At 61.6% G+C, this 14,609-nt stretch carries 14 protein-coding genes; 11 read left to right on the plus strand and 3 right to left on the minus strand.

What is annotated here, in order from left to right:
• Positions 1-12 precede the first annotated feature (12 nt).
• Positions 13-906 carry a LysR substrate-binding domain-containing protein gene (locus tag ACOYXI_RS07565; RefSeq protein ID WP_461674651.1) on the minus strand — a complete coding sequence of 298 codons (894 nt, stop codon included), beginning with the start codon at positions 904-906 and terminating at the stop codon, positions 13-15.
• 176 nt (positions 907-1,082) lie between these two features.
• On the opposite strand from ACOYXI_RS07565, the gene ACOYXI_RS07570 reads away from it, so the two are divergent.
• The 3 genes from ACOYXI_RS07570 to ACOYXI_RS07580 all read left to right on the plus strand — a co-directional run bounded on the left by ACOYXI_RS07570 (position 1,083) and on the right by ACOYXI_RS07580 (position 3,250).
• On the plus strand, positions 1,083-1,703 hold the full coding sequence (locus tag ACOYXI_RS07570) for a LysE family translocator (RefSeq protein ID WP_134786640.1): 621 nt from the start codon (positions 1,083-1,085) through the stop codon (positions 1,701-1,703).
• A gap of 73 nt (positions 1,704-1,776) precedes the next feature.
• Positions 1,777-2,616: a glutathione-dependent disulfide-bond oxidoreductase gene (yghU, locus tag ACOYXI_RS07575; protein WP_461674652.1), complete on the plus strand. Its 840-nt coding sequence runs from the start codon at positions 1,777-1,779 to the stop codon at positions 2,614-2,616.
• Positions 2,617-2,893: 277 nt separating this feature from the next.
• On the plus strand, positions 2,894-3,250 hold the full coding sequence (locus ACOYXI_RS07580) for a hypothetical protein (RefSeq protein WP_134786642.1): 357 nt from the start codon (positions 2,894-2,896) through the stop codon (positions 3,248-3,250).
• A gap of 101 nt (positions 3,251-3,351) precedes the next feature.
• Here ACOYXI_RS07580 and ACOYXI_RS07585 read toward each other — a convergent pair whose 3' ends face one another.
• Positions 3,352-3,978 (minus strand): TetR/AcrR family transcriptional regulator, encoded by a 627-nt coding sequence (locus tag ACOYXI_RS07585; protein WP_134786643.1) that lies wholly within the window; start codon positions 3,976-3,978, stop codon positions 3,352-3,354.
• 105 nt (positions 3,979-4,083) lie between these two features.
• Here ACOYXI_RS07585 and ACOYXI_RS07590 point away from each other — a divergent pair, with 105 nt between their 5' ends.
• From ACOYXI_RS07590 to ACOYXI_RS07605, 4 genes are all read left to right on the plus strand, one after another.
• Positions 4,084-5,184 (plus strand): alkene reductase, encoded by a 1,101-nt coding sequence (locus ACOYXI_RS07590; protein WP_135296024.1) that lies wholly within the window; start codon positions 4,084-4,086, stop codon positions 5,182-5,184.
• 39 nt (positions 5,185-5,223) lie between these two features.
• A complete protein-coding gene (locus ACOYXI_RS07595; protein WP_134786645.1) occupies positions 5,224-6,012 on the plus strand; it encodes an SDR family NAD(P)-dependent oxidoreductase in 789 nt (262 codons plus the stop codon).
• Between the two features lie 82 nt (positions 6,013-6,094).
• Positions 6,095-6,964, plus strand: coding sequence for an alpha/beta fold hydrolase (locus ACOYXI_RS07600; protein WP_134786646.1), 870 nt, complete (start codon positions 6,095-6,097; stop codon positions 6,962-6,964).
• A gap of 67 nt (positions 6,965-7,031) precedes the next feature.
• On the plus strand, positions 7,032-8,030 hold the full coding sequence (locus ACOYXI_RS07605) for an NADP-dependent oxidoreductase (RefSeq protein WP_461675558.1): 999 nt from the start codon (positions 7,032-7,034) through the stop codon (positions 8,028-8,030).
• A gap of 31 nt (positions 8,031-8,061) precedes the next feature.
• Here the strand turns inward: ACOYXI_RS07605 and ACOYXI_RS07610 are convergent, their stop codons facing one another.
• On the minus strand, positions 8,062-9,258 hold the full coding sequence (locus tag ACOYXI_RS07610; protein ID WP_134786648.1) for an MFS transporter: 1,197 nt from the start codon (positions 9,256-9,258) through the stop codon (positions 8,062-8,064).
• A gap of 243 nt (positions 9,259-9,501) precedes the next feature.
• Here ACOYXI_RS07610 and ACOYXI_RS07615 point away from each other — a divergent pair, with 243 nt between their 5' ends.
• From ACOYXI_RS07615 to ACOYXI_RS07630, 4 genes are all read left to right on the plus strand, one after another.
• The gene (locus ACOYXI_RS07615) at positions 9,502-10,434 is read left to right on the plus strand and encodes an AraC family transcriptional regulator (RefSeq protein ID WP_461674653.1); all 933 of its coding nucleotides are present in this window, start codon (positions 9,502-9,504) and stop codon (positions 10,432-10,434) included.
• 88 nt (positions 10,435-10,522) lie between these two features.
• Positions 10,523-10,978 carry a (2Fe-2S)-binding protein gene (locus ACOYXI_RS07620; protein ID WP_027613020.1) on the plus strand — a complete coding sequence of 152 codons (456 nt, stop codon included), beginning with the start codon at positions 10,523-10,525 and terminating at the stop codon, positions 10,976-10,978.
• Complete coding sequence (locus ACOYXI_RS07625) at positions 10,978-13,230, plus strand: xanthine dehydrogenase family protein molybdopterin-binding subunit (protein ID WP_461674654.1); 2,253 nt, start codon at positions 10,978-10,980, stop codon at positions 13,228-13,230. The genes ACOYXI_RS07620 and ACOYXI_RS07625 overlap by 1 nt, the downstream gene beginning before the upstream one ends.
• 17 nt (positions 13,231-13,247) lie before the next feature.
• Entirely contained in the window at positions 13,248-14,600 is a 1,353-nt protein-coding gene (locus ACOYXI_RS07630; RefSeq protein ID WP_134786651.1) for a c-type cytochrome, read from the plus strand.
• Positions 14,601-14,609: the final 9 nt, after the last annotated feature.

Genomic DNA, 14,609 nt, shown 5'->3' on the forward strand with positions numbered 1-14,609 from the left:
GCTCTTGCACTTTCAAGGCTGCAGATCACCCCCGAGCCATTGGCTGCACGCACTCATCTGCTGGGTAATCCACTCGCGAAAAAGCATGGCATTGGCACTCTGTTCGAAGGGTCGCGGTGACAGCAGGCAATAACTCGAACCGTCGCGAACGAAGCCGAACGGCGCGATCAACTGGCCGGACTTGAGTTCGTCTTGCACCATCAGAAACGACGCCATACCGACGCCCAGCCCGGCCAGCGCGGCCTGAATGCACAGGTAGAAATGCTCGTAATCGACCCGACTGACACCCGACGCATTCATGCCAACCAGTCGCACCCAGTTGTCCCACGCCTGCGGGCGGGTCTTGCTGTGCAGCAGGCAGGCGCCGCGCAAATGATCGCCGTCAGGACGACTGGACGGCACGCAGACCGGGCCGATCCACTCTTCACAAACAGTCACGGCGTGCACGGTCTCGTCCCAATGGAAATCATCGCGGCGGATCGCCAGATCCACGCCTGAACGAGCGAAGTCGATCGGCCCGCCAGCCGTCAGCAATTGCACCTGCAACTGTGGGTGTGCGCTGTGGAAGTCAGGCAAGCGCGGGATCAACCACTTCATGGCGATGGTTGGCTCGCAGGACACCACCAGCACATCGTCGTGGACTTCACGCTGCAGGCGATAAACCGTGTTCTGCAATTGCTCGAACATCGGCGCGGTGACGTTGAACAGCAAGCGTCCCGCGTGATTGAGAAAAATCGCGCGGTTACGCCGCTCGAACAACTCGACCCCGATCGCCTCCTCCAGCAAGCGCACCTGGCGGCTGACCGCGCCGTGGGTGACGTGCAGCAGCTCGGCGGCCTTGACGAAACTCTGGGTCTGGGCGGCGGTGTTGAAAAAGCGAAAGGCAGCCAGCGGAGGCAGGTTCATATAGGCGATGATTTCTCACAGATTTTCGCGACTATAAATCGTTTTTTTTGCCAAAGACACTTCTCCATCATGTCGCCGCTCAGGGCCTGTTAATTCCATCCACGCTGTTGGCGGCGATGCTGCAGGCGCTGTATCTGTGAATTCAAGTAGCGCAAATAACGCGATGGAGCGTATGGATGAATGAATTGTTTCTGGTAATCGCCATCACTGTTCTGGCGGTGATCAGCCCCGGCCCGGACTTTGCCATGGTCACTCGCAACAGTTATGCCTACGGGCGGCGCAGTGGTTTGCTGGCTGCGCTGGGCATCGCCTGTGGCGTGCAGGTTCATGTGTTCTACACGGTGTTCGGGGTGGCGCTGATCATCACTCAGTCACCAATGTTGTTCTGGATGATGAAACTGCTGGGTGCCGGCTACCTGGTCTATCTGGGCATCAAGTCCTTTACCAATAAATCTGTGCTGACATTTGCCGATGCGAGCGCTTCGGCACCCCGTGCCTGGAAGGTGTTCTGCTCAGGTTTTCTGACCAATGCACTGAATCCGAAAACCATGTTGTTCGTGGTGGCGGCGTACAGTCAGGTGGTGGAGCCAGGCAGTTCGCTGACGATGAACTTCGCCTATGGCCTGTTCATGTCGGTCATTCATTGGCTGTGGTTCAGCCTGGTCGCGCTGTTTTTCTCCACCGAACGGTTACGCCGGCGCCTGCTGGAAAAACAGCGGCTCCTCGACAAGGTCATCGGGATCGCGTTGATGGGTCTGGCGGCGTGCTTGATCATTCCGGGGGTTGCGCAGTCTTGAGCTAGAGCGTTTATGCTGTCTGGTCTGATACCCGTCAGGTCATTCTCGGCAAGTTCACCATGAGGCCCATTTCATGAGTAAAGCGCCCTACGTACCACCCAAGATCTGGAAACACGAAGCCCCGTCCGGCGGCCATTTCGCCAGCATCAACCGCCCGATTGCCGGGCCGACGCATGAAAAAACCCTGCCCGTGGGCAAACACCCGCTGCAGCTGTATTCACTGGCGACGCCCAACGGCGTCAAGGTGACCATCCTGCTGGAAGAATTGCTCGCACTGGGGCACACCGAGGCCGAGTACGACGCGTGGCTGATCCGCATCAACGAGGGCGATCAGTTCTCCAGCGGTTTTGTCGAGATCAATCCGAACTCGAAGATTCCGGCGCTGCTCGACCACAGCGTACAGCCGCCGATTCGGGTATTCGAATCCGGTTCGATCCTGCTGTATCTGGCAGAGAAATTCGGCGCCTTCCTGCCGAAAGATCCCGCCGGCCGCACGGAAACCCTGAACTGGCTGTTCTGGCAGATGGGCGCCGCACCTTATCTGGGCGGCGGTTTCGGGCACTTCTACGCGTATGCGCCGGAGAAGCTCGAATACCCGATCAACCGCTTCACCATGGAGGCCAAGCGTCAGCTCGACGTGCTCGACCGACGCCTCAAGGAAAGCCGCTACCTGGCCGGCGACAGCTACACCATCGCCGACATCGCGGTCTGGCCGTGGTACGGCCAACTGGTGCGCAACAACGTGTATGCGGCCGCCGAATTTCTAGCGGCTCACGAATACACCCACGTACAACGCTGGGCAGAAGAAATCGCCGAGCGCCCGGCAGTCAAGCGTGGCCAGCGGGTCAATCGCACCTGGGGTGACGAGGCGAGCCAGGTTGCGGAGCGACATCAGGCCAGCGATCTAGACTGACGCCACATACCCACAAAGATTTGTGTTGGACATGGGCATCCGCAATCACCAGCAAACTTTGTGGGATCTGTGCTGGACAGGGACATCCCGGTTCACAGCAACCTTTGTGGGAGCGGGCTTGCTCGCGAAGGCGCCAGGTCAGGCAACACTGACATCACAGTCCTACCGCTTTCGCGAGCAAGCTCGCTCCCACAGGGTATTCGGGTTGGATATGAGAATTTGTGAACCTCAGCAATTACATTGAGACCACACCACCACTGTCGTCAAAGGATCTGCAATGCCCCTTGGAAAACGTGAACTGGCGCAAATCGAGCGGCGCTTGATTGCCACGCTCACCAACGCGTGTGAAACCGCAAAAGCTGAAATCCAGGGCTTCACCTGGCTGACCCACACCGCTGACCTGAACGCGTTGGCGGCGACCCTGAATGTCACTTGGGTGTTCGACACCGAAGCCGACAAAAACCTCGCCCTGACTGACGCCAAGGCACGCCTGCTTGAGCTGACGGCCACTGCGCTGAGGGAGGCCGATATCGACCTGCTCCCATCAGAGCGCAACGTGCGTTTCGACTCCGAGGAAGCGTGCCAGCGCACGCACGGTGGCAACTGGCGTGAACGTCTGAAACGGTACTCCTGACCTTTGCGTTGCCGCTGAGACTGCGCTTCAGGTCCATCTGCTCATAGGCGCTGGTACGAAGCGCAACCCGCTGTTGAGCGAAACGACGATCCAGCGTTGCCTCAGACCGTCTCCTCGTCAACCGGCAACGAAGCCAGCATTTCAGCGCGGCACACCTCAAGGATCTCGTCAGCCAGCGCGGAATCATCCGGACAGGCGCGCGACAGCACAATCGCGCCGACAGCCCGCGACAGCAGGTCGATCATTTTCTTTCTCCCCTCGCCCACCACGGCGTCCGGCCCGGTTGGATATTTGTCTCCGAGGGTCTGCAGGGTGCGCTCGATCCCTTCGGCAAACGTCGTTTTCACCTCATCCGATTGACGCGCCGCGTCGCCACACAGCGCGGCCATGGTGCAACCGCTGCCACGTCCATCGCGATGTTCTCTCGTCACATAGACATCGATGAAGCCTGGCACGTCGAGCGCTTCGGCACCTGCCAGCGACTTGGCAAGACTGCAGGACGCGGCTTCAGCCATCAGGTCGGCCTTGGAGCCGAAATGCTTGTAAAAACCACCGTGGGTGAAACCGGCAGCCGCCATGAGATCCGCCACACCGACGCCGTCAAAGCCACGCTCACGGAACAGCTCGGAAGCGGTCTCGACGATGTGTTCTCGATTGGCCTGCGCCTGGGCCTTGGTCACTCGCACGTGCAGTACCTCGTGTTCATTGGGAATGATTGTGCCAATCATACATAGATGCTGGTCATAATCAAAACCGTTGACAGTTTAGATTTCGATCATCATCCTAATTGCACGCACACCGATCTCCACCAACGGGCACGGAAGAAATACCAGATGAGTAACCAGACTCTGTTCACCCCTTACACACTTGGCGACCTGACGCTGTCGAACCGCGTCGTCCTCGCACCGCTGACTCGCAACCGTGCAGGCGCAGGCTTCGTACCCAGCGAGTTCGCCGCCACCTATTACAGCCAACGGGCCAGCGCAGGTTTGCTGATCAGTGAAGCCACGCAGATTTCCCGACAAGGTCAGGGCTATCAGGACACCCCGGGAATCTACACGCCGGCGCAGATTGACGGCTGGCGCCAGGTGACCGATGCAGTCCATGCCAAGGGCGGAAAAATCTTTCTGCAACTGTGGCATGTCGGCCGCGTGTCGCACGTTGATCTGCAAGAAAACGGCGCCGCCCCCGTGGCCCCTTCTGCGCTACGCGCCGCCACCAAAGTCTTCGTCAACAATCGCTTTGAAGATGTCTCGGCGCCGCGCGCGCTGGAGACCAGCGAACTGCCGGGCATCGTCAACGGTTTTCGCCAGGCTGCGGCAAACGCGATTACCGCCGGGTTCGATGGCGTGGAAATTCATGGCGCGAACGGCTATTTGCTCGATCAATTCCTCAGGGACAGCGCCAATCTGCGTACCGATGCGTATGGCGGCTCGATTGAAAACCGGGCGCGTCTGTTGCTTGAAGTGACGGCGGCCGTCGTTGATGAAATCGGCGCCAATCGCACCGGTGTGCGCCTGTCTCCGGTGTCGCCGGCCAACGGCGTCTCCAGCAGCGATCCGCAGGCGCAATTCGATTACGTCGCCGAGCAACTCGATGCCCTCGGCGTGGTTTATCTGCACGTGGTCGAAGGCGCGACCGGTGGCCCGCGCGACGTGGCGCCCTTCGACTTCGGCGCACTGCGCCAGCGCTTCAAAAACACCTACATCGCCAACAACGGCTATGACCTGGACCTGGCGACCTCGAAGCTCGCCGATGACCAGGCCGACCTGATCGCCTTCGGTCGCCCGTTCATTGGCAATCCGGATCTGGTGGAGCGCCTCAAGCAGGGCGCGCCGTTGTCCGCGTTCGATCCCGCCACCCTCTATGGCGGCGGTGCGGCGGGCTACATCGACTACCCGACGCTGGCTGAATCAAGCGTCAGCGCCAACTGAGCGCGTTCTGTTTCTCACACCCTGAAAGAGAGATCCCCCATGAGCACTCGCCCTACTGTTCTGATCACTGGCGCCTCCACCGGCATTGGCGCGGTCTACGCCGAGCGCTTCGCGCAACGCGGCCACGATCTGGTATTGGTCGCCCGCGACCAGGCACGCCTGGACGCACTTGCAGCCCGCTTGCGCAGCGAACACGACGTCACCGTCGATGTGATCCCGGCGGACCTGACCCAACTCGCTGATCTGAGCACCGTTGAAAACCGCCTGCGCGAGGACGCCCGTATCGGCATCCTCGTCAATAACGCCGGCGCCGCCCTCTCCGGTAACTTCATCGACCAAAGCACCGACGGCGTTGCGCAACTGGTCGCCCTCAACACCACCGCACTGGTGCGCCTGGCCAGCGCCATCGCTCCACGTCTGGTCAAGGCCGGTGACGGCGCGATCATCAACATCGGTTCGGTGGTGGGTCTGGCACCGGAGTTCGGCATGACCGTCTACGGTGCGACCAAGGCCTTCGTCCTGTTCCTGTCCCAGGGACTGAGCCTGGAACTGTCACCTCAGGGCGTCTACGTGCAAGCCGTACTCCCCGCCGCCACCCGTACGGAGATCTGGGATCGCTCCGGCATCGACATCAACACCTTGAGTGACATCATGGAAGTGGGCGATCTGGTGGATGCCGCTCTGGTCGGTTTCGATCGCCGCGAACCGATAACCATCCCGCCGCTGCACGAAGCGCAACGCTGGGATGATCTGCAAGGCGCACGTCAGGGCCTGATCGGGCAAATCCGTCAGTCTGCGGTTGCCCAGCGCTACCTGGACCCACAGTGATTGTCTGGTAGCGAACACGCGCGGCGGATTCGATGCAGGCGCAAGTCACTGCATCGAATCCGGCCCGCGATCCGGAGCAGAAATGAATCAAACCCTGGCAAATAACCACACTGGCGCGTCGACGCCATTCAGCAACGCGGCGAACCAGTCGATCACGGTCAACAGCGTGCGCTTCGCTTACCGCGACATCGGCCCCGCGATCGGCGTGCCGCTGGTGCTGTTCAACCATTGGGGCGCCGTGCTGGACAACTTCGATCCCGCGATCATTGATGGCTTGGCACGAACCCGACGGGTCATTACCACTGACTATCGCGGTATTGGCGGCTCTGGTGGAACCGCGCCACTGACTGTCGGTGAAATGGCAGACGATGCCATTCAGTTGATCCGGGCGCTGGGCTTGGAAACCGTTGATGTACTGGGATTCTCGCTCGGCGGCTTCGTTGCTCAGGACATTGCCCTGAAGGCGCCTGATCGGGTGCGTCGCTTGATTCTGACCGGTACCGGTCCGGCCGGCGGCAGCGGTATCGACAAGGTCGGTTCGGTGACGTGGCCATTGATCCTCAAAGGCTTGCTGACCTTGCGCGATCCCAAGGTCTACCTGTTCTTCACCTCGTCAGCCAATGGCCGTCGATCTGCGTCGCAGTATCTGCAACGCCTGAAAGCACGCAAAAACAATCGCGACAAAGGCCCGACACCGAGCGCTTTTCTGCGCCAGTTGAAAGCGATCACCGCGTGGGGCCAACAACCGCCGCAAGACCTCGGACGCTTGCGCATACCCACGCTTATCGTTAACGGCGACAGCGACATCATGGTGCCCAGCGTCAACTCGATGGCGCTGGCCAAGCGTATTCCCAACGCACAACTGGTGATTTATGAGGATGCCGGCCACGGCGGGATTTTCCAGCACTGCGTTGATTTTGTCGCCAAGGCCCAGGCATTCCTCGACGCCTGACGACACGGCGCAGCAACACCGCAACGCGCCAGCCACCCTCCTTACAACCGCCAAGAGCAGCACTACGATGAAAGCATTTCTGATTGATCGCTATGGAAAGAACAGCGGGCGCATTGGCGAAGCGCCTGCCCCTGTGGTGGGTGCCCGTGATGTCTTGATCGAGGTACACGCCAGCAGCGTCAATGTGCTGGATTCGAAGATCAGCAGTGGCGAGTTCAAGCTGATTCTGCCCTATGCATTACCGCTGATACTGGGCAATGATCTGGCGGGTGTGGTGGTGGAGGTTGGCTCACAGGTGACGCAGTTCAAACCGGGAGACGAGGTCTACGCTCGCCCGCCGGAAACGCGGATCGGAACGTTTGCCGAATTGATCGCCGTGGACGAAAACGCGGTCGCCCGAAAACCCGCCAATACCAGCATGGCGCAAGCCGCATCCCTGCCCTTGGTCGCGTTGACGGCGTGGCAAGTACTGATCGAAACCGCACAACTGAAAAAGGGTCAGAAAGTACTGATTCACGCGGGATCCGGTGGGGTTGGCAGCATTGCCATCCAGTTGGCCAGACACCTCGGCGCCTTCGTCGCCACGACCACCAGCACCGCGAACGTCGAATGGGTCAAGGCACTGGGGGCCGATCTGGTCATCGACTACAAACAGCAAGACTTCGAAAGCGTCCTGCACGACTACGACGTGGTGTTGAACAGCCTTGGCCCGGACGTTTTGCAAAAATCACTCAAGGTCCTGAAGCCCGGCGGCCAGCTCATTTCCATCTCGGGCCCGCCCACTGCACAGTTCGCCCAAGAACAAGGCTTGTCCTGGCCATTGCAACAGGTCATGCGCCTGTTGAGCTTCGGTATCCGGCGCAAGGCGCGCAAGCAGGCGGTCAACTACACGTTCGTCTTCATGCGGGCCAATGGTGCACAACTGCAAAAAATCGCCACGCTGGTCGAGGAGGTAATCATCCGACCGGTGATTGACCGCAGCTTCTCGTTTGCCTCGACGGCAGAGGCGTTGAAGTACGTCGAGCAGGGGCGCGCCAAGGGCAAGGTCGTCGTTACGCTCAAATGACAACGTGCCCCCCGGCGGCCGGCTGAACTCGTCAGCCGGCCGCGTTCGACTCGACCAGATGAACTTCAGTCGCACTGCGACCGGCGCACCAGGCGAGTACCGACGCAATCACCAACACCGCCGCGCTGAGTTCGAAGGTGGCTTTATAACCGCTCAGATCAAACGCCAGGCCACCGACGATGGCCCCTCCGGCGATGGCCAGTTGCACGATGGCCACGAGCAGCCCTCCGCCGGCTTCGGCATCGTCCGGGAGTGTCTGCGCCAGCCAGGTCCACCAGCCCACGGGGGCCGCCGTGGCGACCAGCCCCCACAATCCGAGCAGCACCGCAGTCAGCAGCGGCGATGCGCCGAAGTTGACCAGCGCCAGCGCAATGACCGCCATTATCAGCGGGATAACTGTCAGCGTGCGGTACAGGCCAGTGCCGAGGAATCTTTCGATCACAAAGGTCCCGATAAAACCGGCAAGCCCCAGCCCCAGCAGCATCAAGGACAGGGTTGCAACGCTGACCCCGGTGACCCCCTCCAGAAAGGGCCGCAGGTAAGTGAACAGCATGAACTGCCCCATGAAAAATACGTTGACGGCGACCATCCCCAAGGCGACCGGCCATTGCTTGATCAACCGCAGGGCATTACCGCTACCGGCCTGACGCTCAAGCTTGAAGGACGGCAGACTGATCAGCAGCCACACGGCCGCCAGCGCGGCGACCGGAACCACACAGAAGAACGCGCCGCGCCAGCCTATCAATGCGCCGAGGAAACTCCCCGCCGGAGCGGCGATTACCGTGGCCAGCGCGTTTCCGCCGTTGACGATCGCCAGTGCCCGGGACACTTGGTCAGGCGGCACCAGACGCATCGCGGTTGCCGCCGACAACGACCAGAAACCGCCAATGGCGATGCCGATCAGGGCCCGCCCGAACATGAACGACGGATAGCCCGGCGCGAATGCGACCACCGTCCCCGAGACGATCATCAGCAAGGTCAGACCCAGCAACAGCTTCTTGCGCTCGACGCGAGCAGCGACCGCTGCAATCAACAGGCTGGTCATCAGGGCGAATGCACCGGACACGGAAATCCCCTGCCCGGCCTGGCCCTCGGTGATGTGCAGTTCGGCGGCAATCGGCGTCAGCAAACTGACCGGCATGAACTCTGAAGCGACCAGCGCGAAGGCGGCCAACGACATGGCCAGCACGGCGCTCCAGCCGCGTTGTTCTGTAGAAAGGGAAGTCATTGGGATTACCTGTATTGCGATAGGCGTCCGGGCGATTGCCCGGACCCACTGTTTTTCACGGTGCGAGGATCGCGTTGTCGAATCGCGGCTCTCCTGTAATGGTTTGACACATTCTCCCGGTCGATTCACCTCTGCCCTAGTGCATTCCTCTTGAATGCTTGCCTGATCCTCTGAGGATGCAGGGTGGTGTATAGGAATCGCCTGTGCAGCGGATTAGAGTTCGTTCAACAGGAGTTGCCCGACATGATCCCTACCCCGCTGCGCCACCAATCACCTTTGGCGTTGAACATTGACTCGCGCGTGAGCGTAGCGGGCGACTTCGCCACGTCGATAGCCGGCCTGTCGCTGTTTCGTCGCGATCAGCCGGCGCCACCGACGGTGTGCATGATCGAGCCGAGCCTGATTCTGGTGGGCCGTGGGGAAAAGCGCTTGTGGGTCGGCGGTGAGGGTTACCGCTACGACCCTTCGCGGTTTCTGGTCACCTCGCTGGATCTGCCCGCCAATTCCGAAGTGATGCTTGCCAGCCCCGAACAGCCCTGTGTCGGGCTGGTGCTGAAGCTGGATGTCGGCATGCTCGCCGAGATCCTCAGCAAAGGTGGCTTGCCTGCGAAACGGCAGCCGTCGACGAACACCGGCGCTGGCATTGGCAACATGTCTTCCGCTCTGGAAGGCGCGCTCGAGCGCCTGCTGGCATTGCTCGACGAGCCTGAGGCGATCCCGGTGTTGGCGCCGCTGGTGCTGCGGGAAATCCACTATCGGCTGCTCCATACCGATCAAGGCGCGCGGCTGCGGCAGATCACGGCCGTCGATGGCCAGGGTTATCGCATCGCCAAAGCCATCGACTGGTTCAAGGTCAACTACACCGAGGCGCTGCGCATCGATGAACTGGCGGCGCGGGTGCAGATGAGCGCACCGACCTTTCACCATCACTTCCGCCAACTCACCGGCATGAGCCCGCTGCAGTACCAGAAGTGGCTGCGACTGAACGAGGCGCGCCGGCTGATGTTGATGGAGCGTCTGGACGTTTCGCGAGCGGCATTTGCGGTCGGTTATGAAAGTCCCTCGCAGTTCAGCCGCGAATACGCACGCCTGTACGGCACCGCACCCAGTCGGGACATCGCGCTGCTGCGTGGCGACCCCTTCGCCGCAGAAGCACTGGGCAACGCGGCCAGTTGAGCAAAGAACACGCTTTACCGGTGAGGCGCCACGCAGCGTTTCACCGCTTATAAAAATGCACGTCAACCGATGATCGAGCGGGTGAACCATGGAACTACGAATCAACCAGAAAACCTATCAGGTCGATGCCGACGCCGATACGCCCCTGCTGTGGGTGATCCGCGATGATCTGGGCATGACCGGCACCAAATACGGCTGTGGACTGGCGCAGTGCGGCGCCTGTTCCGTGCTGGTGGACGGCAACGTGGTGCGCTCGTGCGTCACGCCGGTGGCCGGCGTGGTCGGCCGCGAGGTCACCACCATTGAGGCGATCGAGGCCGATGATGTCGGTAAACGGGTGGTCTCGACCTGGGTTGATCTGCAGGTCGCCCAGTGTGGCTACTGCCAGTCCGGGCAGGTGATGGCGGCCACGGCGCTGCTCAAGCAAAACCCCAAGCCAAGTGACGCGCAGATCGAGGCGGCGATGGTCAACCTGTGCCGCTGCGGCACGTACAACGCCATTCATGCCGCCGTGCATGAGCTGGCCGGCAAGGGAGATGCCTGATGAACGTGCGTATCGATCCGTCCCAGGAAGCATCAGCACTGGCTCTGCATGAACCGATCAATGTGTCGCGCAGACGTTTTCTGACCGGCACCGCCGTCGGCGCACTGGTGCTCGGTTTCGGCCTGCCGCTGGGCACGACTCGCGTGCAAGCGGCAGTGGCGGCCGCGACTGCCGAGCGTGGCACGCAGGTACCGGCGTTTCTGGAAATTCGCCCGGACAACCGCGTGCGCCTGCTCTGCCCGTTCATGGAAGGCGGACAAGGTACGTTCACCGCGATGGCGCAGATCGTCGGTGAAGAACTGGATGCCGACCCGTCGACATTCCTGGTCGAAGCCGCGCCGCCCGGCGAAGCCTATGTGGTGATGGAAAACGGTATGCGCATCACCGGCGGCAGCATGTCGGTGCGCATGAGTTACCCGGTGATGCGCCGCCTCGGCGCCCTCGCCCGCGCCATGCTGCTGCAGGCCGGTGCGCAGAAACTTGGGGTGCCGGTGGGTGAACTGAGCACCGAACCCGGCAAAGTCGTGCACGCCAAGTCCGGGCGTTCGGTGGCCTACGGCGAACTGGCCGAGCACGCCATGGATCTGCCGGTGCCCGATCCGGCCTCGGTGCAGCTGCGTGATCCGAGCCAGTTCCGCTGGATCGGCAAACCGGTGAAGCGCGTCGATGCCTACGACAAGTCCACGGGCAAGGCGCTGTACAGCATCGACCTGAAGGTCGACGACATGCTGCATGCTGCCGTTCAACATGCCCCGCGTTTGGGCATGACCGTGGGTAACCTGCGCAACGAAGAGCAGGTCAAGGCAATGAAAGGCGTGCATTCCGTGCATCGCCTGCCGGGGGCCGTGGCGGTGGTCGCCGAGCGCTGGTGGCACGCCAAACGTGCAGTGGAAGCGATTCAGGTCGACTGGCAGGAACCCACGGCCGACAGCAAAGTACGGCCGATGCCCGCAAATTTTTCCAGTGATGCCTGGCTCAAGCGCCTGGCTGAAGACAAAGGCCCGGCCAGGGATGATGAAAATGAGGGCGACGTGGCTGCAGCTCTGGCGAACGCCAAAACGCGGATTGACGCCACTTACAACAACCAGTACCTGAACCACGGTCAGTTGGAGCCGCCGTCGGCGCTGGCCCGATTCAATCCCGACGGTTCGCTGGAAGTCTGGCTGCCGAATCAGGCGCCGGACATGTTCCGTGCCGACATCGCCAAACGCACCGGGCTGGATCCGTCGCGCATCACCTTGCATTCGCCATTGCTCGGGGGCTTCTTCGGTCGGCATTTCCTCTACGACGCCGCCAGTCCCTACCCTCAGGCGATCGAGTTATCGAAAGCGGTTGGTCGCCCGGTCAAACTGATCTGGAGCCGCGAAGAAGAGTTCCTGCGCGATGTGCTGCGTCCGGTGGCAGCGGTGAATTTCCGTGCGGCGCTGGATAATGACGGCTGGCCGCTGGCGATCGAAGCAATCAGTGCCACCGAAGGCCCGACCGAGGCGCTGGCCGGCAAACAGGGTGAAAAACTCGACCCGACGGCACTTGAAGGCTTGTCGGGCAAGTCCTATGCAATCCCCAACAAGCGCATCGCGCAGATCTACGCCAAAGGCCCGGCGATGCTCGGTTACTGGCGTTCGGTGGGCAATTCGCTCAACGACTTCTTCTACGAATCGTTCCTTGACGAACTGGCCGACAAGGGTGGCAAGGACCCGTTCGAATTGCGCCTGCATCTGCTGCGCGACAACCCACGACTGACCACGCTGCTGCAAGCCGTGGGCGAGCTGTCGGGTGGCTGGAAGCGTGGGCCGTTCACCGCGGCGGACGGCAGCAAACGTGCGCGAGGCGTGGCGATGGCTTCGCCGTTCGGTACCCAGACGGCGGTGATCGCCGAGGTCTCCATCGAGCACGGTCAGGTCAAGGTGCACGACATCTGGCAGGCGATCGACCCCGGTAGCATCGTCAATCCGGCGATTGTCGAAGCACAGGTCAATGGCGCGGTGGCGCTGGGCCTGTCGCAGACCCTGGTGGAGGAAGCCGTGTGGATTGATGGCAAACCGCGCGCGCGCAACTACGACTTGTATCCGATCCTGCCGCCTGCGCGGATGGCCCGGGTCCACGTGCGTGTTGTCGAGAGCGGGGAAAAAATGGGCGGCATCGGCGAACCACCGTTGCCCGCTGTCGCGCCCGCCGTCGCCAATGCGGTGGCAACGCTGACCGGGCAACGGGTGCGCAGCCTGCCCATGAGCCGACACACCTTCACTTGATCAGCGCCGGAGCGTCCATGAATAACAGCCGATTCGCAAGAACCGCTGGCTGGCTGGCAGTGCCGTGCCTGGTCGCGGCAGGCCTGCTGGCCTGGTATGTCACCCGCGAGCCTGTCTCGCGCCTTGAAAACAACCACACCGCCGTGGCCGATATCGACCCGGCGCTGGTCGCTCGTGGCGAATACGTCGCCCGACTCAGCGATTGCGTGGCGTGCCACAGCGTGCCGGGCGGTGCGCCGTTCGCTGGCGGCCTGGAAATGGCCACACCACTGGGCGCGATCCACGCGACCAACATCACCCCGGAGCCGGAAACCGGCATCGGTCGCTACAGCCTGGCGGACTTTGACCGTGCGGTGCGCCACGGCGTGGCACCTGAAAGCCGTCGTCTGTACCCGGCGATGCCCTACCCGTCCTACGCCAAGCTCAGTGACGACGATGTGCGAGCGCTGTACGCGTTTTTCATGAAAGGCGTGGCACCGGTCAAGCAGGCGAATATCCCGAGTGCGATTCCTTTTCCGTTGAACCTGCGCTGGCCGATTGCGTTGTGGAACGGTGTGTTTGCCGATACCGAACCTTACGTGGCCAAACCGTCGCAGGATGCCGTGTGGAATCGCGGCGCTTATCTCGTGCAAGGCGCCGGGCACTGCGGCAGTTGCCATACGCCGCGCGGTCTGGCGTTCAACGAGAAGGCTCTGGATGAATCCGCCACGCCGTACCTCGCCGGCGCCTTGCTCGATGGCTGGTACGCGCCAAGCCTGCGTGATGATCACAACACCGGTCTGGGCCGCTGGAGTGAGCCGGAGATCGTGCAGTTCCTCAAGACCGGGCGTAACAAACATGCAGTGGTTTATGGCTCAATGACCGAGGCGTTCAACAACTCGACGCAGTTCATGAGCGATGACGATCTGACCGCGATCGCCCGCTATCTCAAGTCATTGCCGGGGGATCCTCAGCGCGACGGCCAGCCATGGCAGTACCAAACGGTTTCGGCGACGGAACGTCTGGACGCGCCCGGTGCCCATACCTACGTCACGCGCTGTGCTTCGTGCCACGGTTTGGACGGCAAGGGCCAGTCGGAATGGATGCCGCCGCTGGCCGGCGCCACGTCGGCACTGGCCAAGGAAAGTTCCTCGGCGATCAACATCACCCTCAACGGTTCGCAACGGGTGGTGGCCGCCGGAGTACCGGACGCCTATCGCATGCCAGCCTTCCGCGAACAGTTGTCGGATCAAGAGATCGCCGAAGTGCTGACCTTCATGCGCAGCACCTGGGGCAATCAGGGCGGTGCCATTGAACCGCAGGCCGTCAACAAGCTGCGTGAACGTACGGATCCGGCCAGCAGCAGCCCGATCATCCTGCAAATGCGTTAGAGGAACTTT

The sequence above is a fragment of the Pseudomonas sp. G3-19 genome, assembly GCF_054855875.1.

What these genes read in the sequence shown, in the direction of transcription:
- ACOYXI_RS07610 (WP_134786648.1), bottom strand. Translation starts at nt 9,258, where the DNA reads ATGACTTCCCTTTCTACAGAACAACGCGGCTGGAGCGCCGTGCTGGCC.
- ACOYXI_RS07580 (WP_134786642.1), top strand. Translation starts at nt 2,894, where the DNA reads ATGCCCCTTGGAAAACGTGAACTGGCGCAAATCGAGCGGCGCTTGATT.
- ACOYXI_RS07615 (WP_461674653.1), top strand. Translation starts at nt 9,502, where the DNA reads ATGATCCCTACCCCGCTGCGCCACCAATCACCTTTGGCGTTGAACATT.
- ACOYXI_RS07565 (WP_461674651.1), bottom strand. Translation starts at nt 906, where the DNA reads ATGAACCTGCCTCCGCTGGCTGCCTTTCGCTTTTTCAACACCGCCGCC.
- ACOYXI_RS07625 (WP_461674654.1), top strand. Translation starts at nt 10,978, where the DNA reads ATGAACGTGCGTATCGATCCGTCCCAGGAAGCATCAGCACTGGCTCTG.
- ACOYXI_RS07630 (WP_134786651.1), top strand. Translation starts at nt 13,248, where the DNA reads ATGAATAACAGCCGATTCGCAAGAACCGCTGGCTGGCTGGCAGTGCCG.
- ACOYXI_RS07585 (WP_134786643.1), bottom strand. Translation starts at nt 3,978, where the DNA reads ATGATTGGCACAATCATTCCCAATGAACACGAGGTACTGCACGTGCGA.
- yghU (WP_461674652.1), top strand. Translation starts at nt 1,777, where the DNA reads ATGAGTAAAGCGCCCTACGTACCACCCAAGATCTGGAAACACGAAGCC.
- ACOYXI_RS07570 (WP_134786640.1), top strand. Translation starts at nt 1,083, where the DNA reads ATGAATGAATTGTTTCTGGTAATCGCCATCACTGTTCTGGCGGTGATC.
- ACOYXI_RS07595 (WP_134786645.1), top strand. Translation starts at nt 5,224, where the DNA reads ATGAGCACTCGCCCTACTGTTCTGATCACTGGCGCCTCCACCGGCATT.
- ACOYXI_RS07600 (WP_134786646.1), top strand. Translation starts at nt 6,095, where the DNA reads ATGAATCAAACCCTGGCAAATAACCACACTGGCGCGTCGACGCCATTC.
- ACOYXI_RS07605 (WP_461675558.1), top strand. Translation starts at nt 7,032, where the DNA reads ATGAAAGCATTTCTGATTGATCGCTATGGAAAGAACAGCGGGCGCATT.
- ACOYXI_RS07620 (WP_027613020.1), top strand. Translation starts at nt 10,523, where the DNA reads ATGGAACTACGAATCAACCAGAAAACCTATCAGGTCGATGCCGACGCC.
- ACOYXI_RS07590 (WP_135296024.1), top strand. Translation starts at nt 4,084, where the DNA reads ATGAGTAACCAGACTCTGTTCACCCCTTACACACTTGGCGACCTGACG.